General features: G+C 60.8%; 28 protein-coding genes and 1 pseudogene. 13 read left to right on the top strand and 16 right to left on the bottom strand.

Annotation, left to right across the window (positions count from 1 at the left end; genetic code table 11):
- Positions 1 to 2: 2 nt before the first annotated feature.
- Positions 3 to 473: a hypothetical protein gene (locus AB4N41_RS26230; protein ID WP_041477268.1), complete on the bottom strand. Its 471-nt coding sequence runs from the start codon at positions 471 to 473 to the stop codon at positions 3 to 5.
- Positions 474 to 637: 164 nt separating this feature from the next.
- Between AB4N41_RS26230 and AB4N41_RS26225 the strand changes: the two genes are divergently transcribed.
- The 4 genes from AB4N41_RS26225 (at position 638) to AB4N41_RS26210 (ending at position 3,188) form a co-directional block, all read left to right on the top strand.
- A complete protein-coding gene (locus AB4N41_RS26225; protein ID WP_252876638.1) occupies positions 638 to 1,306 on the top strand; it encodes a ribonuclease T2 in 669 nt (222 codons plus the stop codon).
- Positions 1,307 to 1,439: 133 nt separating this feature from the next.
- A complete protein-coding gene (locus AB4N41_RS26220; protein WP_252876637.1) occupies positions 1,440 to 1,937 on the top strand; it encodes a PAAR domain-containing protein in 498 nt (165 codons plus the stop codon).
- 4 nt (positions 1,938 to 1,941) lie between these two features.
- Positions 1,942 to 2,670, top strand: a complete 729-nt coding sequence (locus AB4N41_RS26215) for an alpha/beta fold hydrolase (protein WP_252876636.1) — start codon at positions 1,942 to 1,944, stop codon at positions 2,668 to 2,670.
- Complete coding sequence (locus AB4N41_RS26210; protein ID WP_252876635.1) at positions 2,670 to 3,188, top strand: hypothetical protein; 519 nt, start codon at positions 2,670 to 2,672, stop codon at positions 3,186 to 3,188. Before AB4N41_RS26215 ends, AB4N41_RS26210 begins: the two co-directional genes overlap by 1 nt.
- A gap of 15 nt (positions 3,189 to 3,203) precedes the next feature.
- Here the strand turns inward: AB4N41_RS26210 and AB4N41_RS26205 are convergent, their stop codons facing one another.
- On the bottom strand, positions 3,204 to 4,061 hold the full coding sequence (locus AB4N41_RS26205) for a LysR family transcriptional regulator (protein ID WP_236169424.1): 858 nt from the start codon (positions 4,059 to 4,061) through the stop codon (positions 3,204 to 3,206).
- Between the two features lie 108 nt (positions 4,062 to 4,169).
- On the opposite strand from AB4N41_RS26205, the gene AB4N41_RS26200 reads away from it, so the two are divergent.
- The 3 genes from AB4N41_RS26200 to AB4N41_RS26190 all read left to right on the top strand — a co-directional run bounded on the left by AB4N41_RS26200 (position 4,170) and on the right by AB4N41_RS26190 (position 7,405).
- On the top strand, positions 4,170 to 4,877 hold the full coding sequence (locus AB4N41_RS26200) for a haloacid dehalogenase type II (RefSeq protein ID WP_252876634.1): 708 nt from the start codon (positions 4,170 to 4,172) through the stop codon (positions 4,875 to 4,877).
- Between the two features lie 11 nt (positions 4,878 to 4,888).
- A complete protein-coding gene (locus AB4N41_RS26195; RefSeq protein ID WP_252876633.1) occupies positions 4,889 to 5,662 on the top strand; it encodes an aldolase in 774 nt (257 codons plus the stop codon).
- A gap of 174 nt (positions 5,663 to 5,836) precedes the next feature.
- On the top strand, positions 5,837 to 7,405 hold the full coding sequence (locus tag AB4N41_RS26190; RefSeq protein WP_252876632.1) for a sensor domain-containing diguanylate cyclase: 1,569 nt from the start codon (positions 5,837 to 5,839) through the stop codon (positions 7,403 to 7,405).
- 159 nt (positions 7,406 to 7,564) lie between these two features.
- On the opposite strand, the gene AB4N41_RS26185 is transcribed toward AB4N41_RS26190, so the two are convergent.
- Positions 7,565 to 7,924 (bottom strand): hypothetical protein, encoded by a 360-nt coding sequence (locus tag AB4N41_RS26185; RefSeq protein WP_095182427.1) that lies wholly within the window; start codon positions 7,922 to 7,924, stop codon positions 7,565 to 7,567.
- A gap of 189 nt (positions 7,925 to 8,113) precedes the next feature.
- Here AB4N41_RS26185 and AB4N41_RS26180 point away from each other — a divergent pair, with 189 nt between their 5' ends.
- The 4 genes from AB4N41_RS26180 (at position 8,114) to AB4N41_RS26165 (ending at position 12,893) form a co-directional block, all read left to right on the top strand.
- Entirely contained in the window at positions 8,114 to 8,554 is a 441-nt protein-coding gene (locus AB4N41_RS26180) for a carboxymuconolactone decarboxylase family protein (protein WP_016775423.1), read from the top strand.
- A gap of 250 nt (positions 8,555 to 8,804) precedes the next feature.
- Positions 8,805 to 9,296 carry a sigma-70 family RNA polymerase sigma factor gene (locus AB4N41_RS26175; protein WP_065615952.1) on the top strand — a complete coding sequence of 164 codons (492 nt, stop codon included), beginning with the start codon at positions 8,805 to 8,807 and terminating at the stop codon, positions 9,294 to 9,296.
- 88 nt (positions 9,297 to 9,384) lie between these two features.
- Entirely contained in the window at positions 9,385 to 10,368 is a 984-nt protein-coding gene (locus AB4N41_RS26170; protein ID WP_252876631.1) for a FecR family protein, read from the top strand.
- A 98-nt stretch (positions 10,369 to 10,466) separates the two neighbouring features.
- Positions 10,467 to 12,893: a TonB-dependent siderophore receptor gene (locus tag AB4N41_RS26165; RefSeq protein ID WP_460138249.1), complete on the top strand. Its 2,427-nt coding sequence runs from the start codon at positions 10,467 to 10,469 to the stop codon at positions 12,891 to 12,893.
- Between the two features lie 85 nt (positions 12,894 to 12,978).
- On the opposite strand, the gene AB4N41_RS26160 is transcribed toward AB4N41_RS26165, so the two are convergent.
- The gene (locus tag AB4N41_RS26160) at positions 12,979 to 14,130 is read right to left on the bottom strand and encodes an MFS transporter (protein ID WP_095182435.1); all 1,152 of its coding nucleotides are present in this window, start codon (positions 14,128 to 14,130) and stop codon (positions 12,979 to 12,981) included.
- Positions 14,131 to 14,373: 243 nt separating this feature from the next.
- On the opposite strand from AB4N41_RS26160, the gene AB4N41_RS26155 reads away from it, so the two are divergent.
- Complete coding sequence (locus AB4N41_RS26155) at positions 14,374 to 15,354, top strand: diaminopimelate epimerase (protein WP_252876629.1); 981 nt, start codon at positions 14,374 to 14,376, stop codon at positions 15,352 to 15,354.
- 153 nt (positions 15,355 to 15,507) lie between these two features.
- Here the strand turns inward: AB4N41_RS26155 and codA are convergent, their stop codons facing one another.
- From codA to AB4N41_RS26120, 7 genes and pseudogenes are all read right to left on the bottom strand, one after another.
- Positions 15,508 to 16,743: a cytosine deaminase gene (gene codA, locus AB4N41_RS26150; RefSeq protein ID WP_252876628.1), complete on the bottom strand. Its 1,236-nt coding sequence runs from the start codon at positions 16,741 to 16,743 to the stop codon at positions 15,508 to 15,510.
- Positions 16,744 to 16,757: 14 nt separating this feature from the next.
- A pseudogene (gene codB, locus AB4N41_RS26145) lies at positions 16,758 to 18,028 on the bottom strand (cytosine permease).
- 359 nt (positions 18,029 to 18,387) lie between these two features.
- On the bottom strand, positions 18,388 to 18,744 hold the full coding sequence (gene queD / locus AB4N41_RS26140) for a 6-carboxytetrahydropterin synthase QueD (RefSeq protein WP_007915588.1): 357 nt from the start codon (positions 18,742 to 18,744) through the stop codon (positions 18,388 to 18,390).
- A 63-nt stretch (positions 18,745 to 18,807) separates the two neighbouring features.
- A complete protein-coding gene (locus AB4N41_RS26135) occupies positions 18,808 to 19,020 on the bottom strand; it encodes a helix-turn-helix transcriptional regulator (RefSeq protein WP_024013576.1) in 213 nt (70 codons plus the stop codon).
- A gap of 70 nt (positions 19,021 to 19,090) precedes the next feature.
- Positions 19,091 to 19,588 carry a hypothetical protein gene (locus AB4N41_RS26130; RefSeq protein ID WP_460138248.1) on the bottom strand — a complete coding sequence of 166 codons (498 nt, stop codon included), beginning with the start codon at positions 19,586 to 19,588 and terminating at the stop codon, positions 19,091 to 19,093.
- A gap of 51 nt (positions 19,589 to 19,639) precedes the next feature.
- Complete coding sequence (locus AB4N41_RS26125) at positions 19,640 to 20,893, bottom strand: DNA-methyltransferase (RefSeq protein ID WP_460138247.1); 1,254 nt, start codon at positions 20,891 to 20,893, stop codon at positions 19,640 to 19,642.
- A 73-nt stretch (positions 20,894 to 20,966) separates the two neighbouring features.
- The gene (locus tag AB4N41_RS26120) at positions 20,967 to 21,515 is read right to left on the bottom strand and encodes a hypothetical protein (RefSeq protein ID WP_460095565.1); all 549 of its coding nucleotides are present in this window, start codon (positions 21,513 to 21,515) and stop codon (positions 20,967 to 20,969) included.
- A gap of 194 nt (positions 21,516 to 21,709) precedes the next feature.
- Between AB4N41_RS26120 and AB4N41_RS26115 the strand changes: the two genes are divergently transcribed.
- The gene (locus AB4N41_RS26115; RefSeq protein WP_083386928.1) at positions 21,710 to 22,006 is read left to right on the top strand and encodes a hypothetical protein; all 297 of its coding nucleotides are present in this window, start codon (positions 21,710 to 21,712) and stop codon (positions 22,004 to 22,006) included.
- A 25-nt stretch (positions 22,007 to 22,031) separates the two neighbouring features.
- Here the strand turns inward: AB4N41_RS26115 and AB4N41_RS26110 are convergent, their stop codons facing one another.
- From AB4N41_RS26110 to AB4N41_RS26090, 5 genes are read right to left on the bottom strand one after another with little or no spacing between them, the layout of a single operon-like run.
- Complete coding sequence (locus tag AB4N41_RS26110; RefSeq protein ID WP_150635505.1) at positions 22,032 to 22,211, bottom strand: hypothetical protein; 180 nt, start codon at positions 22,209 to 22,211, stop codon at positions 22,032 to 22,034.
- Positions 22,208 to 22,864: a hypothetical protein gene (locus AB4N41_RS26105; RefSeq protein WP_460138246.1), complete on the bottom strand. Its 657-nt coding sequence runs from the start codon at positions 22,862 to 22,864 to the stop codon at positions 22,208 to 22,210. The genes AB4N41_RS26110 and AB4N41_RS26105 overlap by 4 nt, the downstream gene beginning before the upstream one ends.
- Positions 22,864 to 23,175, bottom strand: coding sequence for a DUF4406 domain-containing protein (locus tag AB4N41_RS26100; protein ID WP_460138245.1), 312 nt, complete (start codon positions 23,173 to 23,175; stop codon positions 22,864 to 22,866). The genes AB4N41_RS26105 and AB4N41_RS26100 overlap by 1 nt, the downstream gene beginning before the upstream one ends.
- Positions 23,172 to 23,816 carry a hypothetical protein gene (locus AB4N41_RS26095; protein ID WP_460138244.1) on the bottom strand — a complete coding sequence of 215 codons (645 nt, stop codon included), beginning with the start codon at positions 23,814 to 23,816 and terminating at the stop codon, positions 23,172 to 23,174. The genes AB4N41_RS26100 and AB4N41_RS26095 overlap by 4 nt, the downstream gene beginning before the upstream one ends.
- Before the next feature lie 44 nt (positions 23,817 to 23,860).
- Complete coding sequence (locus AB4N41_RS26090) at positions 23,861 to 25,570, bottom strand: DNA cytosine methyltransferase (protein ID WP_460138243.1); 1,710 nt, start codon at positions 25,568 to 25,570, stop codon at positions 23,861 to 23,863.
- Positions 25,571 to 25,653: the final 83 nt, after the last annotated feature.

Genomic DNA, 25,653 nt, shown 5'->3' with positions numbered 1-25,653 from the left:
GCTTAAAGCCCCAGCCCTTGCTGCACCACTTGCAGCAGATTGTTTTCCGTCAGCGCGATCGCATCCAGCTCCTGGCCGGTCTCGATAGTCTGCAACCACCAGTGACTCTCGCCATGCTCGTCGACCGTGCGCAGCAACGACTGATCGCGCCCCGGTACCTTGATCTCGACACGTCCGCAACCGTCCTCGGTAAACCGCGCAATCGGATCGAACATCAAACTGTGATGGTTGGCTTCGATCACCAACTGGTCGATCGCGTAGTCGTGGCTTTCGCCGTCCGGCGAACTTTCGCAAACGTGCGTAGGATTTCGCCGAATCTTCAGTCCTACTTCGGTGACTGGCTGCAGCCAGCCCTCGATGCGGTGGTACAAGTCGTACACCTGAGCAGGCCAGCAATCGATTTCCAGCGCCGCATCAGCCTGGGTATGCCGTGTCTGCTTGAGTCTGGCGGCGAGTTCGTCTGCTTTACTCATGTCGGTTCCCTTGTTGGATGTCTGCCTGTTCAGCGTAGACCTTTGCACGGCGCAGGGCCTTGCCTTGCGTCATGCGCTTGCAATACAAGCGTGTCGAAATCAGCACTGGCCAGGTCTGGCCAACAACGAAAACCACGGACGCAGGCGTCCCAAGGAACGGGTTAATGAAAAAGCTGTTTACAATTCTGGCGCTGATCGCGCTGACGGCCGGTAGCATCGGCACGAGTTCGGCGCGTCAGCCGGCATCGATGAAAGCGCAGGCGGAATCGGTGGCGGGGGTGTTCGACTACTACCTGCTGGCGCTGTCCTGGTCGCCGACTTTTTGTCTGACGCACAAGGACGACGCGCAGTGCACCGGCAAGGGTTATGGTTTTGTCCTGCACGGTTTGTGGCCGCAATACGCCAAGGGCGGCTGGCCAGAATCCTGCCCACCGCTGACCAGGCTATCGGCGGCAGAAACCAGCAAGGGCCTGACGATGTACCCGACGAAAAAACTCCTCGATCACGAATGGTCCAAGCACGGTACCTGCAGCGGTCTTGGCGCGGTGGGCTATCTGGACAAGTCCGATCAGGCCCTCGGCGCGGTGAAGATTCCGCAGGCGTTACAGCCGTTCGGCTCGACGTCGTACTACTTCGAAGCGCAGGAAATTGTCGATCTGTTTCGCAAGGCCAATCCGGGTATTTCCGAGGATGGAATTGCGGTGATTTGCAGCGGCCCGCAGCTGTCGGAAGTGCGGGTGTGCATGGACAAGGATCTGCAATTCGGCGCGTGTGGCAAAGGGGTGAAGACGCAGTGTCGGGCGGGAGATATTCGGGTGCCGCCGGTACGGTGAGCATCAGTAAAAGCCTATGAAAAGAGGCGCTCGCATGAGCGCCTTTTTTTGCCTGACGATTTGTAGCGCTTGGCAAATTCGCGCATGCTGCGCGCCTCAAAGGATCTGCACGACACATTGCAAGGAGCTGTTCATGAGCGGAAAACCCGCTGCCCGCGTCACCGACCCCACCGCCTGCCCGTTGCCGGGACACGGCACCAATCCGATCGTCAGCGGCTCGCCGAATGTCAATTTTGATGGACTGGCGGCTGCGCGCATGACCGACAAGTCCGCTTGCGGCAGTGCGATCAGCGGCGCTGTATCTGGCACCGTGTTCATCAATGGCTTGAACGCGGCGACGCTGGACAGCACCGGTGGCCACGGCAATGTCGTCATCGGCGGTTCAGGCACGGTGATCATTGGCGACACCGTAGTCGCGGCGCCTTTCAGTGGTCTGCTGCCGATGCCGGTGCACTTCACCGACAAGCTGAAGCTGGTCAACGATGTGACCGGCGAACCGATGCCTAACCATCCCTACATGATCCAGCGCGCCGACGGACGCATGGAACATGGCGTGTCTGATGCCGCCGGATTTACCCATGAAGTCAGTTCGCACCTGCCTGAAACCATCAAGCTGTTTCTGGAGGAGTGAGGCAATGGCTGCGGAGACGGTAACGTGCGCGAAGGGCAACGCTTACAAGCTGCACAAGGAGCATACGCTGACCGACAAGAAGGATGTCAGCGCCAAGCCTGTGCCGGTGGAAAGTACCAAGGCGATCGTGCTTTTTATTGGAGGGGCTGGGGATAAGGAGAGTTATTACTTTTCTGGGCCTTATGGAAACATTTTGGCCGCCCGGGCTGCATTTGATAAACGCAATGAGTCGCTGAGCGCCGAAGGTAGATATCGCTCAGAGTGGCTGGGTTATAACGAAGTCAGAGGGAAGCAAGACATCCAGCGATATGTTCTTAGCCTGATTCCGTACAAGAGTTGCCCTATATACATCGTCGGACATAGCCTCGGTGGATGGAACGGTGCGCATCTGACGAAACTCATGTCGGATTGGGGATACAGAATGCAGATGCTGATTACTTTGGATCCGGTTGGCGAAGGTGCTCTTGTCTGGATCGGCTCAGACATATATCGCCAGCGACCTGACCCAGTCGCTGTCGAATGGATCAACATCAAAGCGACACCTACCAATAGAAATTCATCAGATGGCGTAGCTGACTTTGGTGAGAAGTGGATTGTTTCTTGTGGGCCTTCTTTGAACGTAAACGTCGATACCAGTCATGCAAACGCGCTAGAGCTGTTTGTTGCGCCTATTTCCGGTGGCAATTCGGCGAGCGATTTGTTGATGGCCGCGATCATGAAGGAGTTTTCTTGATGTCCAGATTGATCATCTGCGTATTGCTCATTGTTTGCTCCGGATGTGCAAAAGACCATTCAAAGCCTGCTGCAAACTTGAGTTTCGTGTCTGTTAAGCGAGAGAGAACGCTTTATGACATCCGATACCAAACGGATGTGGATGTCCTGGACCTGTTCGACCAAGGACAGAGGAAAGGGATGATCGCAGGTTTTCTGACGTGTGCGTTGGGGGACGATCATGATTTTTCGATTGAGAAAGCGATGCAGTTTTCCGCGGTAGGTTTGATTGAGTCTGACGGCGAGCCGCGACCCGGAGAGAAATTTTCTTATCTCACCAGTGCGTTTCTCGTTGAAACTTCCAGCAACCGTAGTTCGCAGCGTTACCTGTCTAGATTGGAGCTAAACGACCTTCTTTCCAACAAAAGCCAAATTCCCTGCAAACTATTTGTCACTGCCTTTGGCTACAAAACCTACTACTCAAACACCATGAACATCCCCACCGCCGACCTGCTCCGCGAAATCAACAAACCCGAATAAGGATCCCCGGGGGATTCAGGCAAATCCCCCCGCATCCACCCCCAATTCCCCACGCAAAAACTCCACCAGCCCCCGCTGCAACCCGCTCAACACTCCCTCGCGGCTGACCAGCGCCAGTTCCGTCGGCGCCAACTCCGGCAGATCCCTACACACCTCGTGCTCTGGCAATACCGCCGAAACCGGCAACACCGAAACCCCTAACCCAGACGCCACTGCGGCTTGAATTCCGGTCAGGCTGTGGCTGCCGAACGCCACTCGCCATGGTCGCTGCGCCACATCGAGCAGGCGAATCGCCCGTTGTCGATACAGGCAGCCCTGCGGAAACAGTGCCAGCGGTAGCACACCGCTGGAGGTGTCGAATTCGGTGCCTTTGACCCATACCAGTCGTTCCGGCCAGGTAGCCCATGCCGGGCCGCTGTCGGGTTCGCGTTTGATCAGGGCAATGTCGATGTCGCCGGCGTCGAGGCGTTGGCGCAGGTCGAGGCTCATGCCACTGATGGTTTCCAGGCGCGCCTGCGGATGGTTGCGGGTGAAGCCGGCGAGGATCAGGGCCATGCGCCGGGCGTCGAAGTCTTCCGGCATGCCGATGCGCAGCACTTCCAGGTCGACGTCACTGGCCAGCGCTTGCGTGGCTTCGGCGGACAGCGCCAGCAACCGGCGCGCATAGTGGATCAGCAGTTCGCCGTGCTCAGTGAGAGCGACGTTCACTCCGGTGCGGTCGCGCAGGAGTAGCGGGTGGCCGACCAGATCTTCGAGTTTGCGCACCTGCTGGCTGACCGTCGATTGCGTGCGGTGCACACGTTCGGCAGCACGGGTGAAGCTGCCTTCGTCGACCACGCAGACAAAGGTTTTCAGCAATTCCAGATCCAGCATGACGGCGTTCCTGATAGTGGATTTGCGAATGACGATGGCGTGTTTATTTAATTTCACACTATCACTGCGCGCTCATAAGCTGAAGTCCTCACTCTGGAGGATTGACCGATGACCTTGAACAACACGCCACGCCCGCACTGGCTGACCTTCGATTGCTACGGCACGCTGATTCAGTGGGATGAAGGCCTGAAAGCCGTGGTCGAAAAAATGCTCAGCGACAAGGGCGAGCACGCCGTCGACGCCACTAAGTTGATCGAAGTCTACGACCGTCACGAGCACCGTCTTGAACAAACGCCGCCGCACCGTTCCTTTCGCGAACTCAGCACACTCGGCCTGCAACTGGCGCTGGCAGAACTGGGCTTGCCGAGCCAGTCCGAGGACAGTCAGCGTCTGGCGGCGGCCATCCCGAACATGCCGCCATTTGCCGAAGTGGTCGACACCCTCGCGCAGCTCAAAGCCTTGGGCTTCAAGCTGTGCATCGTCTCCAACACCGACGACGACATCATCGCCGGTAACGTCGCGCAACTCGGCGGCCATATCGACCGGGTGATCACCGCGCAACAGGCCGGTGCCTACAAACCGGCGCCGCGCCTGTTCGACTACGCTCATGAGCAATTGGGCGTGACCCGGGATGAAGTGGTGCACATCTGCGCCAGCCCCATGCTCGATCACACGGCGGCGCGGGACATGGGTTTTCGTTGCGTGTGGATCGATCGCGGCACGGGTCGTCAGTTGTTGCCGGACTATCGCCCCGACGCGATCCTCTCCAGCCTCGATCAAGTGCTGCCGCTGTTCAAATCCCTCGGCTGGACCTAAGGAGAATTGCCATGGCTCATATCTTGAGCGGCACTGGCAAAGCCAGACCAAGCGCAACGTTGAACCTGGACACCGAGGCGATCATCACCGCCCGCAACGAACTCGCTGCGTGCTTTCAACTGGCCGCATTGCATGGTCTGGAGGAGGGCATCTGCAATCACTTTTCGGCGATGCTGCCGGGGCATGATGATCTGTTTCTGGTCAATCCATACGGCTACGCTTTTTCGGAAGTGACCGCGCAGAATCTGCTGGTCTGCGACTTCGCTGGCAACGTGGTCGATGGCGAAGGCGAGCCCGAGGCGACGGCGTTCTACATCCACGCGCGCCTGCATAAACAACTGCCACGAGTAAAAGTCGCGTTCCACACGCACATGCCGCACGCCACCGCGTTGTGCCTATTGCAAGGCCCGCCGCTGCTGTGGCTGGGGCAGACTGCGCTGAAGTTTTACGGGCGCACAGCGGTGGACGAGGATTACACCGGCCTCGCGCTGGACGCATCTGAAGGCGACCGCATCGCCAGCGTTATGGGCGATGCCGACATTCTCTTTCTGAAAAACCACGGTGTGATTGTCGCTGCGCCGAGCATTGCCGAAGCCTGGGACGATCTGTATTACCTGGAGCGCGCCGCGCAGGTGCAACTGCTGGCGATGGCAACCCAACGTGAATTGAAACCGGTGCCTCATGCGATTGCGCAGCGCGCCTATGAACAAATGCGTGAAGGCGATGCGCAAAGTGCCCGCGCGCACCTGACCAGCGCGATGCGGCGGCTGGCCCTGCACAACTGATTAACCGTAAAGAAGCAATCGTAAATAAATCGACGAAAAGCGATCATCCAAACTCGCGACGCGCCGATAACTGGGCGGGAGGCGGGCGTTTGCCCGGTACATCCCGGTGGGCTACGCTCACACATACAAGGGTTTCGGGCTCGCGCCCCTGTCGTACCTGCCCAGGACATGCTTTTGCCAATCCCCAATCACGATCCGCATCAGGCCCCCGGCACGCTCAAACGGTTGCCGCTTCGCAAAGCGGCGGTGCTGTTTATCGTTGCGGTGAGCCTGTGCCTGTGCGGTCTGCTGTACCTGCAACTGGAGCAGTCGCGGCGTCAGGATCTGGCGGTGGCGAAAATGGCTTCGGGCAACCTGACCAGGGCCATGGCGCAGCAGGCCGAGGACACTGTGCGGGCGGCGGATCTGGTGATGACCAGCCTGGTCGACTGGATTCAGGACGATGGTTACGGGGCGGCGCAGCGCCCTCGGTTGCAGCGGATCTTTGCCCGCCGCGCGCAGCAACTGGATCAGTTGCATGGCATCTTTCTCTTCGATCGCGAAGGGCAGTGGGTCATTACTTCGTTCGCCGATCTGCCTCGTGGCAATGGCGTGGCCGATCGCGAATATTTCAAGTTCCATCAGCAGAATGCTTCGACGGTTGCGCACATCGGCCCGGCGATTCGCAGCCGCGAAAACGGCGAGTGGATCATTCCGATTTCCAGACGCGTCAACGACCAGCTCGGCAACTTTCAGGGCGTGCTGATGGCCGGCATCCGCATGTCCTACTTCGATCAGTTCTTCAAAAGCTTCAGCCTCGATGACAGCGGCATCATGTTTCTGGCGCTGACCGACGGCACCTTGCTGGCGCGACGGCCCTTTGATGAGTCGTTGATCAATACCTCGGTGGCACACGGCGAGATCTATCAAACCCTGCTGCCGAACGCTAACGCTGGCACCGCGATGCTCAACTCCGTGGTCGACGGCGTGACCCGCTTGTATGGCTATCGACAGCTCGCCTCGTATCCGCTGGTGGTCTCTGCGGCGACGTCGCAAGACACGATTCTGCAGGGCTGGTATGACCGCGCCTTTCAGTCCAGCGTGATTGTCGCGCTGGTGATTCTCGGGGTTGGCCTGTTCGGCTGGGTGTTCATTCATCAAGTGCGCGATGGCGAACGTATCGAGAAAAACCTGCGCAAGGCGCAACTGGCGCTGGAGCAGATCGCCACCCACGACAGCCTGACCGGGTTGGCCAATCGACGCTTGTTCGAGAGCTCGCTGGACATTGAATTTGCCCGGGGCGCGCGCCAGGTCAGTCCGGTCAGCCTGATCATGCTCGATATCGATTTCTTCAAGCGCTACAACGACGCTTACGGACATGTCGCCGGCGATCAATGCCTGGCGCAGGTGGCCCAAGTGGTGAAGGCCTGCTGCCAGCGCAAGTCGGATCTGGCGGTGCGTTACGGCGGCGAAGAATTTGCCGTGCTGCTGCCGGACACGGACATCAACGGCGCGCTGGCGATAGCCGGGCAGATTCGCCGCAGCGTGATCGACAAGCACATCATCCACAGTGGGTCGCCGACCGGTTATCTCACGGTGAGTCTGGGCTGTTATTCATTTATTCCGAACGGCAACGACAGCCCGCAAGTGTTTATCCAGCGCGCGGATGCGGCGTTGTATGAGGCGAAAAATGCCGGGCGCAATCGCGCGGCGGTGTTTACAGCTGAAGAGGGTTTTGCCGAGCTGATGCGTTCGGATCGCTGATTTTTTCAATCAACAGACATCAGAAGTGGGAGCGAGCCTGCTCGCGAATCGGTGTGTCAGCTTGCATCAAGGTTGGCTGACAGACCGCTTTCGCGAGCAGGCTCGCTCCCACATTGGGTCCTGATGTAAGCAGGACTATCTGGGATGGCTCTTGTTCGTTCAGCTGCCCGTGCCACCGCCCGCACCACCCGTGCCGCCGCCGGCCGAACCGGTGCCACCGCCCGCGCCGGAACCCGAGCCACTGGCGCCGCCATTGGTGCCCGTGCCAGTGCCCATGCCCGAACCAGTTCCTGTCCCTGTCCCTGTCCCGGTTCCTGTGCCAGTTCCGTTATTGGTTCCACCAGAATTGCTGTCAACGGAAGGCGAGCCCGGCGTGCTGTCTGGCGGCATGGTCGAACTGCTGGCGCCGCCGGACTTGGTGCCCGTCGCATCGGTGCTGTCATTGGCAGCGAAGCTGGCGGCGGATGCCGTGGCGAGCAGGCCGGCCAACAATAACGAAGTGAATTTGCGCGTCATCATGGTACGTCTCCTGATAAAGGGGATTACCTGATATTGGTCAGGCGCACTGAAACCTTGGTGCCCGTCGAGTGACGAGCGGTCAGTCGCCGCGCCAAGTGGCCTACCGTTCTTCTGCAATATTGGCTATTTGCCGAACCACCCCCGGGGACTAACGTAGCCACACATTCAATCGCTACCCCGGAGCCCACCATGCAACCTCGTGCCGATTTCTACACCGCTTCCCCCGATGCCATGAAAGCGATGATGGCGCTGGAAAATGCCGTCTCGAAACTGTCGCTGGAAAAGAGCCTGCTCGAACTGGTCAAGCTGCGCTCTTCACAGATCAACGGCTGCGCATTCTGCATCGACATGCACACCGCCGACGCGATCAAGGACGGCGAAACCCCGCGTCGTCTGTTCGCCGTGACAGCATGGCGGGAAGCGCCGTTCTTCAGCGAGCGTGAACGTGCCGCACTGCTGTGGACCGAGTCGCTGACACAACTGAGCCTGACCCACGCGCCGGACGAAGACTATGAAGTCGTCGCTGCGCAGTTTTCGCCGAAGGAACTGGTTGACCTGACGGTGGCGATCAACACCATCAACGGCTGGAATCGCCTGGCAGTGGGCTTCCGCAAACTGCCGCAGGCCTGAGGCATTCACGCTTTTACCTTGTGGGAGCGAGCCTGCTCGCGAAGGCGACGTGTCAGTCACCATCATCGTTGCTGACATGCCGCATTCGCGAGCAGGCTCGCTCCCACAGGGAGATCTTCCGTGTCCATCTGAACTCGGCCTCGTGTGAGCGCACCTTGCGCATCAAGAACACCATCACAGCGTGCATTGCTTTGTATTAATACGAAGCATTACTATTCACGCCCCTTTCTCACCATGCCGCCCATCCCCCATGCGCTCCCGCAGATCCGGCTTTTTCGAGCATTACGAAGAGTTGATCGGCACCTGGACTCGGCGCCTGCGCAATCGCGCGCAGGCCGAGGATCTGGCGCACGACACCTTTGTGCGGGTGCTTGAGGCGGATTCGGCGGCGGTGCAGCAGCCGCGTGCGTATTTGCATCAGACCGCACGCAATATCGCCGTTGACGGTTATCGGCGTGAGGACCGGCGGGGCGTCATGGAGTCGGAGGCGGTCGATGACAGTGCATCGTCGGCGGGCGATCCGGAGCATTACATGCACGCGATCCAGTTGGCCGATTCCATCGAACGCGCGCTCACCGAGCTGCCGCTCAACTGCCGCAAGATCTTTGTATGGCAGAAGATCGAAGGCCTGACGCAGGCAGAAATCGCCGAACGCCTGGGGCTGTCCAAGAACATGGTCGAAAAGTATATGATCCGCACCCTGCGCCATCTGCGTGAGCGGCTGGATGGCTTGCAGTCATGATGACGTGTGACGTCGAAAAGATCGCAGCCTTCGGCAGCTCCTACAGGGGGGCCTGCCTGGTCTCAACCTCAGCCGGACAGAATATTCCATGATGGAGACGAGAGATTGCGCCTGTGGGCAAGCGGCAGTGCGTGACGAGGCGGCGGCATGGTTCGTGCGATTGCAGGAGCCGAGTGTTAGCGTCGAGCAACAGCAGCGCTTCGAGGCCTGGCTGAACGAGCATCCGCAGCACCGTGCAGAATTCCGCCTGCTCCAGGACTTGTGGACGGCTGCTGATCTGTTGCCGACGTCGCGTCTGCAGGCGCTTGCCGAAACTCCGCCAGCTCGCCGCCAACGTCGGCCGATGCTGCGTTATGCCGTCGCCGCGAGTGTTCTGGCCGTGGCGCTGGGGCTTGGCCTGTTCAGCGGGCTGAATCATCCGGGCGGTTACCGCGCTGAATTCGCCACGGCGCCGGGCGAGCGCAAGCATGTGGCGTTGCCGGACGGTTCTGTAATCGATCTGAACAGTCGCAGCCGCTTGCAGGTTCGTTATGAGCAGGATCGACGGGTTATCGAATTGAGCGCGGGCGAGGCGATGTTCAGCGTTGAACACGACGCCTCGCGTCCGTTTATTGTCGAAGCCGGCAGCGGCAGGGTTACGGTCACCGGTACGCGTTTCGATGTGCGCCGCGATGCCACGCAAACCCGCGTGGCGGTGGAGCAGGGCACGGTGAAGGTGCAGGGAAGTGCTGCCCCGGACAACCAATTCATCAACCTCACCGCAGGCCTCGGCACGGCGGTCGATGCCCAAGGCAAAGTCCTGCCGGCCTACGCGGTCAACCCGGCGCAGCTGACCGCCTGGCGCAACGGCAAACTGGTGTTCAACAACGCCAGCCTCAGCGAAGTAGCGGCAGAAGTATCGCGCTATCGCGACAAGCCGCTGACCGTATCCCAGCCGAATGTCGCCAGCCTGCGCCTGACCAGCGTGTTCAAATCCGACGACACTGACGCCTTGCTCAAAGCCTTGCCGAGCATCCTGCCGGTGACGGTGCGCACCCTTGCCGATGGCAGTCAGGAAATAATTTCCAGATAGCATTCAGGTTTTTTCTCAGTTCATCGTCTTCCTGTTCAACTGCAACTGGTTTGCATTAACAGCCGCACACTCTTGCGATCCACAGGACTGCGTACGACGTGAACATCACCACAACCCACAATAAAAAATCCCCTTGGTTGCCACTGGCCTTGGCGCTGGCGGTCAGTGCCGCGATGCCATTGGCGTTTGCCGCTGAAGCCATTCATATTCGCGCGCAACCGCTGGGCCAGGCCTTGAGCGAGCTGGGCCAGCAAACCTCGCTGCAGGTGTTTTTCAGCCCCGAACTGGTGGCCGGCAAACAGGCGCCAGCGGTCGACGGCGACCTTTCGCCAGAGCAGGCTTTGCGGCAGCTGTTGCAGGGCAGCGGTCTCGATTATCAGATCAATGAAGGCTCGGTGACGCTCGCTCCAGCCGCCACCTCCGCAGCCAGCAACGGCCCGCTGGAGCTCGGCGTGACCGACATCAAAGTGGTCGGCGACTGGCTCGGTGACGCCGACGCTGCGGTGGTGCAGAACCACCCCGGCGCACGCACGGTGATTCGCCGCGAAGCGATGGTCGAGCAGGGCGCGATGAACGTCAGCGACGTGCTCAAACGCGTGCCCGGCGTGCAGGTGCAGGACTCCAATGGCACCGGCGGCAGTGATATTTCCCTCAACGTCGGCGTACGCGGTCTGACTTCGCGCCTGTCGCCACGCTCGACTGTTTTGATCGATGGCGTACCAGCGGCGTTCGCGCCTTACGGCCAGCCGCAACTGTCGATGGCGCCGATTTCCGCGGGCAACCTCGACAGCATCGACGTCGTGCGTGGCGCCGGTTCCGTGCGTTACGGGCCGCAGAACGTCGGCGGCGTGATCAACTTCGTGACCCGCGCGATCCCGGAGAAAACCACCGGCGAAATCGGCACAACACTGGAGACCACTCAGTACGGCGGCTGGAAACACATCGACACCGCATTTCTTGGCGGCACCGCCGACAACGGCATGGGCGTCGCGCTGCTGTACTCCGGCGTCAACGGTCACGGTTATCGCGAGCGCAACAACGGCAATGACATCGACGACGTGCTGCTCAAGACGCATTGGGCGCCGACCGATAAGGACGATTTCAGCCTCAACTTCCACTACTACGACGCCAGTGCCGACATGCCCGGCGGCCTGACGCAGCGTCAGTACGACGACAAACCGTACGAATCGGTGCGTGATTACGACCAGTTCACAGGCCGGCGCAAAGACGTGTCGTTCAAGTGGATCCGCCAGATCGACGAGCGCACCCAGGCAGAAATTCTCACCTATTACACCGACAGCTTTCGCGGCAGTACCATCGCCGCGCGCGATCAGCGCACCCTTAGCTCATACCCGCGTTCCTATTACACCCTGGGCATCGAGCCGCGCGTGTCGCGGGTGTTCGATGTCGGCCCGACCACTCAGGAAGTCAGCGTCGGTTATCGCTATCTGAAAGAGGCCATGCACGAAGAGTCGAGTCGTCTGGCGCTGGTCAACAATCAGCCAGTGGTCACGCCGACTTCCGACGGCCATGTATTCCAAGATCGCACCGGTGGCACCGAGGCCAATTCGGTGTATGTCGACAACAAGATCGACGTCGGCAACTGGACCATCACCCCGGGCATTCGCTTCGAACACATCAGCACCGATTGGCACGACCGCGCCGTGCTCGACACCGCTGGCCGGCCGGTCCAGGAGAAAAACCGCAGCATCGAAAGCAATGAGCCGCTGCCGGCGCTGAGCGTGATGTATCACCTGTCCGATGCCTGGAAGCTGTTCGCTAATTACGAAACCTCGTTCGGCAGCCTGCAGTATTTCCAGCTCGGCCAGGGCGGTTCGGGTGACAGCACCGCCAACGGTCTGGAGCCGGAAAAGGCCAAGACCTACGAGATCGGCACGCGTTACAACGATGATGTCTGGGGCGGCGAGGTGACGCTGTTCTACATCGACTTCGATGACGAATTGCAATACATCAGCAACGACGTCGGCTGGACCAACCTCGGCGCGACCAAGCACCAGGGCATCGAAGCCTCGGCGCACTACGACATGGCCGCCCTCGATCCGCGCCTCGATGGTTTGACCGCCAACGCCGGTTTCACCTACACCCGCGCCACCTATGAAGGCGAGATCCCCGGCTTCAAGGGCCGCGACCTGCCGTTCTATTCGCGGCAGGTTGCGACGGTCGGATTGCGTTACGAGATCAACCGCTGGACGTACAACATCGATGGCTTCGCCCAATCGAAACAGCGTTCGCCGGGCACCGGTGTGAATGCGGATGGCAGCTTCAATGGCAACTACATCACTGAAGGCACGGCGGACGGGCAGTACGGCAACATCCCGGGTTACGTGACCTGGAACGTGCGCGGCGGCTACGACTTTGGTCCGCAGGTGTCGAACCTGAAGCTCGGCGCCGGGGTGAAGAACGTCTTCGACAAGCAATACTTCACCCGCTCCAGCGACAACAACTCGGGGATGTATGTCGGCGCACCGCGCACTTTCTTCGTGCAGGCCAGCGTCGGCTTCTGATAGAGCGCGGTGCCTCCTTCGCGAGCAGGCTCGCTCCCACATGGACCACTGAAACCCTGTGGGAGCGAGCCTGCTCGCGAAGCTTTCAGACCTTGAGGACTTTGCCGCCGATCGCCACAGCCACCAGCAATACCGCCATCAGTCCAAAGGCAAAACTCAGGCTGCTGGCATGGGCGACAAAACCGATCACTGCCGGCCCGGCGAGAATCCCTGCATAACCCAGCGTGGTAATCGCCGGCACCGCGATGCTCTCCGGCATCACCGTCTGCTTGCCCACCGCCGTGTACAGCACCGGCACGATGTTCGAGCAACCGGCGCCGACCAGCGCATAACCGAGCAGCGCCGCTTGCCAGCTCGGCGCGAAGGTGGCGAGAAACAGTCCCGCCGCCGCCAACAGGCCGCCGAACAGAATGATCCGCGTAGCCCCCAGCTTGCGCACTATGCGATCACCCAGCAGACGGCCGACGGTCATGGTCAGGGCAAACGCTGCGTAACCCATTCCCGCATAAGCCGTGTCGATCCCGCGTTCCTGAGCGAGGAACACTGCGCTCCAGTCCAGCGCCGCGCCTTCGGTAAGGAAAACGATGAAGCACATGCCGCCGATAAACAGCACGATGCCATGGGGAATCGCGAACGCCGGGCCGGAGCTTTCGCTGCCGTAGGGCAACATGTGCGGCACGCACTTGAGCAAGGCGCCGATCAGCAAAACCACTACCACCAGCATCGCCGCCAGCGGTGTCAGGCCGAGGCCGAGCAGGGCGCTGACACCCGCCGCACCGACGATGCCGCCGAGGCTGAACAAGCCGTGGAAACCCGACATCATGTGCTTGCCGCTGGCGCGCTCGACGATCACTGCTTGCAGGTTCACCGTCGAATCCACCGTGCCGAGGCCGGCGCCGAACATGAACAACGTGGCGATCAGCGCCGGGATCGATGACACCGTCGCCAGCAACGGCAGCGCCGCGCAGATCAGCAAGGTGCCGCCGGTGGCCACTCGTCGGCAACCAAAACGCGTGGCGAGAATCCCCGCCAGCGGCATCGCCAGAATCGAGCCGACACCCAGGCACAGCAGCAGTAATCCCAGCGTGCCCTCATCCAGCCCGGCCCGCGCCTTGGCATACGGCACCAGCGGCGCCCACGCGGCGATGCCGAGGCCAGCAATGAAAAAAGCGACGCGGGTGGACATCTGTTGCAGACGTCCGGGGACGAAGGTGTCTTGGGGGTTGAGACTGGTCATATCGATCCTTGGCAAAAAAACAACTGCATCCCGAGTGACATTCTGACGGCGTTGAGGTTCGATCTCAGGCCTTCGGGGCATAACGGTGAACATCCTACCCTGTGGGAGCGAGCCTGCTCGCGAAAGCGGTGGGTCAAATATGGAATTGTCGACTGACGCACCGCCTTCGCGAGCAGGCTCGCTCCCACACTGGTTTGCGGTTTACAGTCGGATTTTCGCCAGCATGGAATATGGGAACAAGGCATGACGAAGTTCTACGACGCACGCGGCAATATCTACGCCGTGGTCTCACCCCAAGCCTTGCGCGAGGCCGGAATCGCGTTGCCCACAAGCGCCGACGCCTGCGCCGCATCTCGGCAGCACTGGAGCGAAGCCGCTATCGCCCTGTGCTGCGATTGGCCGGAAGGCCAGCGTCCGGCCAACGGCAAACCCCACCGCAGTGACGGCCTGCTGATCGGCCCGTTTCAGGCATCTGCGCCGTTCGATGTGCTGATCGTCAACACCGACGGCAGTCTCGCCGAGCGCAGCGGTAACGGCCTGACGATTTTTTCTCAGGCATTGACCGAGCAAGGCTTGATGCCGGAGCAGGGCGCAGTGTTGCGCGTTCATCATGACAAGGGCGCGGCGCTGGAAACCTCAGTGAGACCCGCCGAAGTCGAAGGCGTGCGCGGTTTCTGGCTCGACCTCGGCCGGCCCGGATTCGGCCCGCGAGCCGTTGGGGCGCGGGCAGTCGAGAGCGTTCAAATCAATAATCGCGAGGTCAGCCATGTCCGGCCCCTGGCGCAACTCGATCCCACTTGGACCCACAGCCAATTCGTCCGTATCGGCAATCCGCACTGTGTAACGCTGCTCAGCGATGCAAGCGCTTTGCCGAGCAACGAACAGATGCGTGAACCCACCCTGAACCAACGGCTTACAGCAATCGCTTATGCCATGCCCACCGGTGCCGGCAATCCCTGTCCGGCGGGCGTCAATCTGCAATGGGCCACGCTGGCGTCGCCGCAGCAAATCCTCGCCCGGGTATTCGAACGTGGTGAGGGACCGACCGCGTCATCCGGCACCAGCGCCAGCGCAGTGGCGTGTGCGGCGTGGCGGGTGGGTTGGGTCGAGGCGGGTGAAGTGCGGGTGGTCATGCCGGGTGGCACCGCACCGGTTTTGCTTGAGGTTTCGGAAGGGGAATTGCTGCGCGTCAGATTGTTTGGCACGGCGCGGTTGATGGATTGATTCGGCCGACGCTATCGCTGGGATCTACTGTGGGAGCGAGCCTGCTCGCGAAGAGGTCGGCACATCCAACATCGAGGTGCCTGGCATGGCGCTTTCGCGAGCAGGCTCGCTCCCACAGGTTTTGCTCTCGGCCCATCAGGTTCAGCGTACTTCTCAACTGAACTCCACCACCGGCATCTGCCGCTTCATCAACACCTTGCCGCCGCGAATCGAATACAGCGGCAGGCCTTGGCTGCGGATCACTTCGTAGTCGCTGTCCGCCGAGAGAATCAGCAGGTTCGCCGGGCGGCCCTGTTCCAGTCCGTAACGCTCGCCCAGGTGCATGGCTTTGGCGCTGTTGTCGGTGACCAGATCCAGCGCGCTTTGCAGGTTGCGATAACCGAGCATGTGGCAGATGTGCAAACCCGCTTCAAGTACGCGCAGGATGTTGCCGTTACCCAGCGGATACCACGGGTCGACGATCGAATCCTGACCGAAACACACGTTCATGCCGGCTTCGAGCAGTTCGTTGACGCGGGTCACGCCCCGGCGTTTCGGGAAGTTGTCGAAACGTCCTTGCAGGTGAATGCTTTCGGTCGGGCAGGAAACAAAGCTGATGCCGGAATGGCCGAGCAGGCGGAACAGTTTGGCGCAGTAGGCATTGTCATAAGAACCCATCGCCGTGGTGTGGCTGGCGGTGACGCGGGCGCCCATGTCGCGGCTGCGCGCTTCTTCGGCAAGCACTTCAAGGAAGCGTGAATGCGGATCGTCAGTCTCGTCGCAGTGCACGTCGACCAGGCAGCCGGTACGCTCGGCCAGGTCCATGAGGAACTTCACCGAGCTGACGCCCTGATCGCGGGTGTATTCGAAATGCGGAATGCCGCCGACCACGTCGGCGCCCATGCGGATCGCTTCTTCCATCAGCTCGCGCCCGTTGCGGAACGATTCGATGCCTTCCTGCGGGAACGCGACGATTTGCAGGTCAATCAGCTGACGGCTTTCCTCGCGCACTTCGAGCATGGCTTTGAGCGCGGTGAGTTGCGGGTCGGTGACGTCGACGTGGGTGCGCACGTGCTGAATGCCGTGGGCGGCCAGGGCCTGAATGGTCTTCTTGGCGCGGGTCTTGGTGTCTTCTTCGGTGATGGTGACCTTGCGCTCGCCCCAGCATTCGATGCCTTCGAACAGCGTGCCGCTCATGTTCCAGCGCGGCTCGCCGGCGGTGAGGGTGGCGTCGAGGTGGATGTGCGGCTCGACGAAGGGCGGCACCACCAGATTGCCGCCGGCATCGAGGTCATCCGCGCCGAGGGTCGGCGCTTCGGTCTGACGGGCGATGCTGTGGATCAGGCCGTCTTCGAGGTGCAATTCGTGCAGGCCTTCCTGGTTGCGCAGGCGGGCGTTGATGATGTGCATCAGGCAAATCCTTTTTATAGGTCTTGTAGTGGTGCGCTGACGCGACGGGCGCCCAGCACACCGGTGACGATGACATACGTTAGCGCGGCAGCGGCAATGCCTACCAGCGGCGCGACCCAGGGCGAGCTGAACGCAGCGACGGTTCCGACCCCGTAGGCCCCGAGGCCCGGCCAGTTGAACGCTGGCAACCGTGCGTCGGCCAGACGCGGATAGTGCCCGCGCCAGCGGTAGAAGAAGTCAGCCATGATCACCCCGCCAATCGGCGGAATCACCGTGCCGAGCAGGATGAGATACGGCACCAGCATGTCGTACATGCCCAGCAGGGCGAGCAGAGTGCCGATCACCGCGCCACCGAGGGTCACGGTCTTGCGCCGCCCGGTGCGCAGCAGGTTGCAGCCGGCCACGGCGAAGTTGTAGATGGTGTTGTCCTGAGTGCTCCAGATGTTCAGCAACAGCATGGCCATCGCGGCCATGGCGAAGCCCTGCAACAGCAGCACTTCAACCACATCCGGCTGTTGATAGACGATCGCGCCGTACGCGCCGATCAGCACCATCAGGCCGTTGCCGATGAAAAAACCGATCAGGCTGGCCAGCACTGCCACCTTTGCCGAGCGGGAAAATCGCGTCCAGTTGGTGGCTTGCGTTGCGCCGCTGACGAAGGTGCCGAACACCAGGGTGATCGCTGTCGACCAGTCCAGAGAACCGCTCGGCACCACGCTGAGCAAGCCTTCGAAGCCACCGACTTTCACGGTCGCTGCCCACATCGACAGCATCAGCAGCAACATCATCGCCGGCACCGCGATGTACGAGAGAATTCCAGTCCGCGATAACCGATGTACGCCGTGGCGCAGAAGCCGAGGCCGAACAGCACCATCAGGACCAGCACGGTGCTTTCATCGAGATTGAAATACTTGCCGATCACCACCGCCGCCGTCGCCGTGCCCCACGCGTACCAGCCAATCTGGGTGAAGCCGAGAATCAGATCGCTGAGCTTGCTGCCGACTTCGCCAAAACAGAAGCGGCCCATCAGTACCGAATTGAGGCCGCTCTTGAAGGCGATGTAACCCAGCCCTGCGGCGTAAAGGCCCAGCAGCAGATTGCCAACAATGATCACCGCCATCATCTCGGCGAAACCGAACGCGACCCCGAGCTTGCCGCCGGCAAACATGGTCGCAGTGAAAAACGTGAAGCCCAGTAACACCATCGCCGTCGAGGCCAGGCCTTTGCGCGCGTGCATGGGGACTTCACTGAGCGGGTAATCGTTGCCGGAGGCGTTCTGCGTCATGGGGCAGTCCTTGCAGGAAGGGGAAGACGCAGAAGGGTTGCAGCGGTCGTGCCAAGCGGCGCAAGTGAACGAATGTGTAGACGCGACTGAGGTTTTCAGCGCGAAAGCAGTGCACTGAATGCACCAGGAGCCCAATGTGGGAGCGAGCCGTCATGGGGCTGCCCTCTTGGCGGGGAGCGGACAGCATAGGCATAAAAAAACAGCCGTGGAGGCTGTTTCTGAACTCAATCCGGCACTGAACCCTGTGGGAGCGGGCTTGCCCGCGATGGCGTCGGAACATCCAACATTGATGTGTCCGACACTCCGCTATCGCGGGCAAGCCCGCTCCCACAGGGTTTTGCAGTGGTCTTCGGATCGGCTTATTCGCCGCGATAAATGCAGCCGCTGGTGCACGTCTCATGAATGCGGATCGCGCTGAGTTCCGGCAGCAATGGCTTCATCTCATTCCAGATGAATTTGGCCAGCACTTCGCTGGTCGGGTTTTCCAGGCCAGGAATGTCGTTCAGGTAGTTGTGGTCGAGGCGCTCATACAGCGGCTTGAAAATCGCTTTGATCTCGGAGAAATCGCGAATCCAGCCAGTGTGCGGGTCGAGGTCGCCGCTCAGGTGCAGCGCGACCTTGAATGAGTGGCCGTGCAGGCGGCCGCACTTGTGGCCGTCCGGGACGTGCGGCAGGCGGTGGGCGGATTCGAAAGTAAACTCTTTGAAGATTTCCACGGTATGACCTGTATGGCTTGAATTTAGCGGGATCTGTTGAATTGTCAGTTTCTGGTGTACTGATCAATGTACTGATTGGTCGTTGCTGGGGTTCAAATCGAGCATCCACTGCGAGATTGCAGACTGACGCCAGGCGACCGAGTTGGGGCCTATTCTAACCTGTTTCGGGAATGTGCCTTCCCTGATCCGGCGATAAACCGTATTACGGCCAAGACCGGTTGTGTGAAGCACCTCGTCGAGGCGCAGGAAACGATCGATGTTTTCTGTCGCTGCCATGTGAAACTCCTCGCCGATTTCGGCTTGGCATGAATTTATGCCGCGCGTGGCGGCAGAAGGTGGTGATGGGTTATGCGCCGGCCTTGGCCAGAACTGCGTCAGCAACCTTCATGGCAGCCTGCGCATCGTCGACATATGCGGGGTCGAACCCGCCGCACAGGTGGATGGTTGCTTGGCAGGCGCGCAGGTTCTCGCAGGTGAGTTTCAGCGCGGCGACCAGCTCTTCGTGCAGCTCGCGCTCTTCCCGACCGATTTCCCAGAATCGCGTTGCCCAGTGAGACGATGGCGGCGGGTTGCTGTTCTGCGCGCCGAGGGCCAGCGAGCCGACCACAGCGTCCAGCAGGTCGCGCTTGTAGGCGTTGTCACCGTCGATGCTCAGACCGTTCCGGCGCAGAGCGTCCAGGGCATTGTTCAGGTTCGACTCTGGCGACGGCAGCACGAGGTCAAAGTCTTTCTTGCCGGGGCGGCATGCCACCACCAGCAGCTCGCAATCAAGCGGCAAATGCTGGGCCATATCCGAGATGGCTTCGATAGCAGCCTCGCGGAATGCATTCTTTTCTTCGGACATTGGGATACCTCGCCCGCCGTACACCGGCAGGCTGTTGAGTTGGGGGAGGGGTTAGGCGGTGCCGAATAGATCAAGCTGATCAGATTCGGCCTGCAGTTCTTGCTGTCGGGTGATTTCGTGATCGATACGCGCCCGGGCGATCGCCGCGTATTGCTCGTCGATCTCGCAGCCGATGAACTGGAAGCCTTCGCGCATTGCGGCCTTGCCGGTGCTACCGCTGCCCATGAATGGATCGAGAGCAACGCCGCCGGCCGGTGTCACCAGGCGCAGCAGGTAGGCCATCAGGTCAGTCGGCTTCACCGTGGGATGGCTGTTGCCGTTGCGAGTACTCCACTCGGCGTTTTCGCAGTCGCGCATGGTTGCATCCTTTGCGACAGCGGGAGCGTCCGAGCTGAGCAGGCCCTCGTTTCGATCTTTGCGGCTGGTCTTGGCGCAGTAGAAGAAGCGGGCAGCGCTTCCGCTATCAAGCCTGCGGGCGCCGGGTCTCATGTGGAAACCGACAACGCCGGCATTTTCGCTGCTGGCGCTGGCTTCGGCTCCGCGGCCTCGCTTCATGTTGCCGTACACGTTCAGCCCTGCGCGCTGGGTGTCGCTGGTGCTGGCGGCGGCGAGCTGTCCAGGTGCATTCGGGAAAGCAGCGATTACCTCGGGGCTGCCGTCATGGATGAGATTTGCGGGCCAGCGCCCAAGGCGGGATGCCCTGTCTACATTCACCGTGACCTTGGCGTTGTGAGCCGCCACGTGTTCGGCGTCGTCCATCCAAGGCCTCGCCCAGCCTTCCGGTTTGGCTGATTTTCCGTTTTCGTCGCCACCGCCAAGCCGCTCACCAGTTGGCGAGACACGACAGGCATCGATGTTTAGTGCCCCAGTGCCATAGGCGATGACGTTCTCCGCGACGGTGCCAATCAGTGGCTTTCGGGCAAAGGTTATTGGCTCAAGTGAGGGTTTCAGCGCTGTGCCCCAACCATCCATCCCATCGACATCGTTGCCAATGTTTCGAGACTTCGGAAACCCGGAGCCATACACCCAAGCAATCATGTCGCGGATCTCGAACCCGGCATCCTCGATGCGGACAGCCATGCGGTGCTGAGTACGCGTCCCGGCGAAGGCCAGCAAGTGCCCGCCGGGCTTAAGCACGCGCAAACACTCGACCCACACCTCAGTTGCCGGAACGTCGTAGTCCCACTTTTTGCCCATGAAGGACAGGCCGTAGGGCGGGTCAGTGACGATGCTGTCGACGCTGCTGTCCGGCATTCGCCGCAGAAGCTCCAAGCAATCGCCGACCATGATGGTGTAGTCGCTCATCCGATCACCGCCTTTATAGTCAGTACCAATGGAAGCCAGAAGAAGAGGGTGCAGCCGAGTAAGCACTTGGTGATCATGGCGTCAGCCTCTGGCCGAGCATCACGTCGGAGACAATTTCCCAGAGCTGGGCCGGTGACCATTGGTACCGGTCGAAGTCCGTGTCCGGCTGTACGCCGTAGGTGCAGGTCGAGTGGGCGCCGGCCGGGTACTCGCCGCGCTTCGCCATGATCGTGGCGACTCGGCCATCACCACCTGGCTCGGTGCGGTGGTAGTGATATGCCTGGGTGTTGTAGTCGTTGCCGGCTTCCACGGTGAACACGCCATCCGGTATCAGGTGGGCGCGACCGTCTGGAGTCCACGGCCTACCGCCGCCCGGTGTGCGAGCGCCTTCATGCAGATACAGCACAAATCCGCCATCGTCACAGCGCTCCAACTCATAGCAGTGATTGATCTGCTTGCCCACGATCACCCGCGAGGTGAAGTTAAAGCGATGGTCATGGATTGCCGAGTGCTTGAAGCAAGCGCGGCGCGGCAGCTCTGGATGCCAAACGTGCAGGCGTTGATTGCCTTGCAGTTGAACCTGCACGAACCCGAGGCCGTGTAGGGTGATCTTGTCGGTCATTACGTCGTCGATGATGCTCACGGCAACACTCGTCCTTGCCGCTATAGCGGCTAAAATATGTACAAGGGAATTGGAGCTGTAGAGGTATTGAAACCAGCCGTCCGTAACCGCTTCGGCGCCGTTGCGCTTCGTTCGATCAGGTCTATCTTTGGAGGAGTTTTAAGCCCCTATCAAGGAACAGGCAGGAGGGCGGTATGAGGCTTCGCGGCGACATTTTCTGGGCTTGGGCAGATCCCGAGATCCACAACCGAACACATGATGAAACTCTCAGTAATGGAACTCACATCGACGTGCAGGTCAGGCTATCTCGTACCGGCGAAACTCAAATGTTCATCGGTGTTTATGCTTCCGGTGGCATGGCGTTGCATGAAGAAACCGTTAACCCAAGTCCGGGTGAATCAATGACCAGAGCTATGGCTTGGGGCGTAAGCCGAGCTCGTCAGTTGGCTGCTGCTGGAAGTGCGAGTCCTAAGTCAGCGTCCTCGAAATAGCGGCTGACTTTGAAGGGGGAGGGAGTTACTGGTATTTCTTTCTGATGCGCGTGACGATGGCTTCGAGCTTTTCCGCCATGGCCCACATGTCGCTGTTGTCGCGGCGGGAGACGACCGGGGAGCGCTGAACGTTGCGGTCCATCAGGATCTTCGCTGCCAGCAGGATCAGCCAGGCTTCGAACTTGCGGCGGATGAAGCGCTTCATTCCTGCGGTGCCGGGTGGCTCGCGTTCCAGCGCTCGAAGGCTTGTTGCGTGGTGGCAGCTTCGATCTTCTCGTCGCACTGGTTGCACGCCGCCACACCGCCGGCCGCGCCGACATCGCGGTGACCTTGCTTGCACGGGTTCATATGCCAGTCGTCATCCTGTTCCTGTTCAACCACCTCCACCACCAGGTGCTTGCCGCATGAATGGCAGAAGTGCATGCCGTTTTCCTCCGGCCCGTCCTCGTGGAATGACCAAGTCTCACCGCAGCCACTGTTCCAGATGCCGCTATCTTCTTCTCGACTCCATTCGCAAGTCCCTGCACGATCATCGTTCAGCTGATCCGCTGCGTTCAGGCGCTGCTGCAGGGCTTGCTCGCGATCCTTCGAGGCTTCGAGTGCTCTGGATAACCAACGGATGCGATCCTTGCCGGCGGTGAGCCAGACAACCGCTGAGTGATAGCCGGGCGTTTTTCGGAGCAGGGCGTTGATGTTCAGAGGCTCGTTGCCGTGAAGGAATACGCCGTTGGCCAGCTCATCATCGGTCAGCTCACCGAGGGTCAGCGCCGCCCGCTGGCAGTTGTAGTGGTCGCCGTGCGGATCTGCCTGGCCTTCTTGCCGCCACCGCGCCGCTGGCGTTTTCTCTACTTCGCTCATCACGCAATCTCCATCGATACCAGATCATGGGCATTCACAACCTTCATGCCGAGGCGTTCAGCGATCAGCACTTCGAGTCGGGCGCCGCTTGAAGAGTGCCAGCCGGGAAGCCTGGCCACGGTGTCGCAGTCCATCAGCGCCTTGATGTCGCGGCGCATGCACTCGCTCCAAGTCCCTCCGTCCGGGTTGAGCTCGGCAGGGTTGGTCACAGTGTGGCCGGCGTCGCGGAGCTGGGCGGTCATGGCGTGGAAGGCTGGGAATTTGAGACCGGGCAGGCCAGTCATAGGCCCGCTGAGATAGATGCGTTTCATGCTGCCTCCTGCTGCGATTGTTCTTGGCGCAACGCGCCCTGTACCGCTTCCACCACCCGGCGCAGATAGTTGAATTCGTGATTCTCCTCGACCGCCTTGTCGCCAACCGGGTAGTGCCACTCATCACCAAACAGTTCAGTCAACAGCCTGTCGTGATGCCAGGACTCGTTTGGCGACTCGACGGTTCGTAGCACGTCGATGTCCTGCCAGAGCTCACGCGCCTCATCCTTGCTCAGCTCATCCAGCTCCCAGTCATGTCGGCCGGTCTGTTGCCGGCGCCGCTGGACGATGCACTTTTTCGCGAAGGTGTGAAGGGCATTCCCGCTGAACCGCGTACTGCTGATACCGCGATCGAGGCAGTTCAGGACGTAATGCCAATCACAGTCGGCCACGAACTCGGCCACCGTGCGCGGACCCATGCCGCCCCAGTAGGCGCTCCAGCTGTGGTCCCAGCAATTGACCGTGATTTTGCCCTGGGCGGTCTGATAGCTCGGGTCGGATTCAGTAGGGCAGTCGCGGCGGCCGAAGTCCTCGAGGAACACGGTAATCGCGTCGAGACGCGGCGCGCCGGTGATCACCAGCTTGGTCACAGTCGAGCGCTCGACCTTCAGCGGCTCGGCCGGTTTGTTTTCTGTGGGCATGGGGCGTCCTATGCCGGGGCATGCCCGGGCGGTGGAGGGTGATTTCAAAGTTGTTTGAGAATGCGCCGGCCGATCCAGCGTACGACGGTGACTGCCTTGCTGTTCCCGATCGCCTTGTAGCGCGGACCGTCCGGGCATTCGCTGGCCGGCTTGCCGCGCCAGGGGATCAGGGTGTAGTCGTCGGTCATTCCCTGAAGGCGTTCGCACTCGCGCGGTATCAGGCGCCGAACCGAGGCGCCGACTTGAGCCGAAGGCATCCCTTGGCCGGCCTTGCCACCACCGCATCCGAGCGCGCCGGTGGTGCTGCCGTCGCCACCTTCATAGCGCAGCTCGGCTCGGGAGTTCTCGGCGAATGCAGCCACAATCGGTTGGCCGCGCCCGGTACCGTCTTCGCTCCCGTCGAAACCGTCAGCCTTTAGCGTGTGCGTGACGTCACCAGTGATGCACACTGCGACCTGGCCGCCGGCGTTCGCATGGCTTCCAGAGTGATTCATTGCGCGAAGTGTTGGCGCGACATCGCCAGCGTCTGCGCCGTGATCCTTGCAGGAGAAGGCGAGCACGGCGTTTTCCATCCCATTGTTCCGCCCCAAGGTGTGCGCTTGTTCAACCCGAACATCCGGGTCCTGCGTTCCGTGAACTACCAGCAACCCGGATTCCGCATCCTGCTGGGTTGCGCTGCCGGCCGCTTTACCGTTGGCATTGAGTGTGCCAGCCACGATGAAAGCCTCGGAGTCGGCTCGGTGGCTGCTCTGTGCCTGTGCGCGCAGAGCTGGCGCAGTGAGCGGTATATCGTCGAGCGAGTAGCCTCCGGACTTGCGCGCGCCGCCGGCGAGCGTTGGCGCAACGAAGAACGTCTCGCTTTCCATATCTAGCCGGGAGTCTTTCGCGGTGAGAGTGGCCGACCGCTCAACCGAACCGCCTAGGCTGTGCCCACCGAACGCCGGTATGCCGCCGAACATCGAAACCGCCGGGCCTTCATCACCCTCGCAGTTCATGCAGCCGTACGGCCCGAGCTCTTCGGCGAAGATTTCTCCGCATCCGCACTGGAGCGCAGGGCCGAAAGGAGCTGTTCCGGTAACGTCTTGCCCCTCGCCTCGGCGCGGCGCAGTATCCCGGCGCACGCCTTCTCGCTCAAAAAGTACCTCGGTGGGATCGAATCCGTCTCGAGAACTTGCGACAACGAACACACGGCGGCGTCGTTGGGCCAGGCCGAAATATTGGGCGTCCAGGATCCGCCACGCGATTGTTCTTTTGGGTCCATACACACAACCAGCGTCCGGCCATTTCTTCCCTGAAGGCTGCAGTTCGCAGTCTTCCCCAGCAAGCGCGCCAAGAAAGCATCCGAAGGCGTTGCCTTTGTCGCTGAGGACACCGGGGACGTTTTCCCAGACGACGACGCAGGGCGGCTTTCGCTGGCCTGCTCGAACATAGTCAACTGCATCTGCGAGCTCCACGTATTTGATGGTGAGGGCGCCGCGCGGGTCGGTGAGGCCTTCGCGCATCCCGGCCACGCTGAAGGCTTGGCACGGTGTGCCGCCAACGAGGACGTCCGGTGCGGCGATCTTGCCGGCCAGCACCTGGGCGCCGAGCTTGGTCATGTCGCCGAGGTTCGGCGTGTTCGGGTAGTGGTGAGCCAGCACCGCACTGGGGAACGCTTCGATCTCAGCGAACCAGGTCGCCCGCATGCCGAGCGGCTTCCATGCAAGCGTTGCCGCCTCGATGCCGGAGCAGACCGAGCCGTATTCGATTTCCATAGGGGATCCTCGCCGGCTGGCGTGATTCGTAGAAGTGGGGTATTTGTGTTCGGCCCGGCATGGGGCCGGATCAAGGAGCGAAA

The organism is Pseudomonas sp. S2_A10, assembly GCF_054668465.1.
This window is presented reverse-complemented; position numbering and strand designations above follow the sequence as displayed.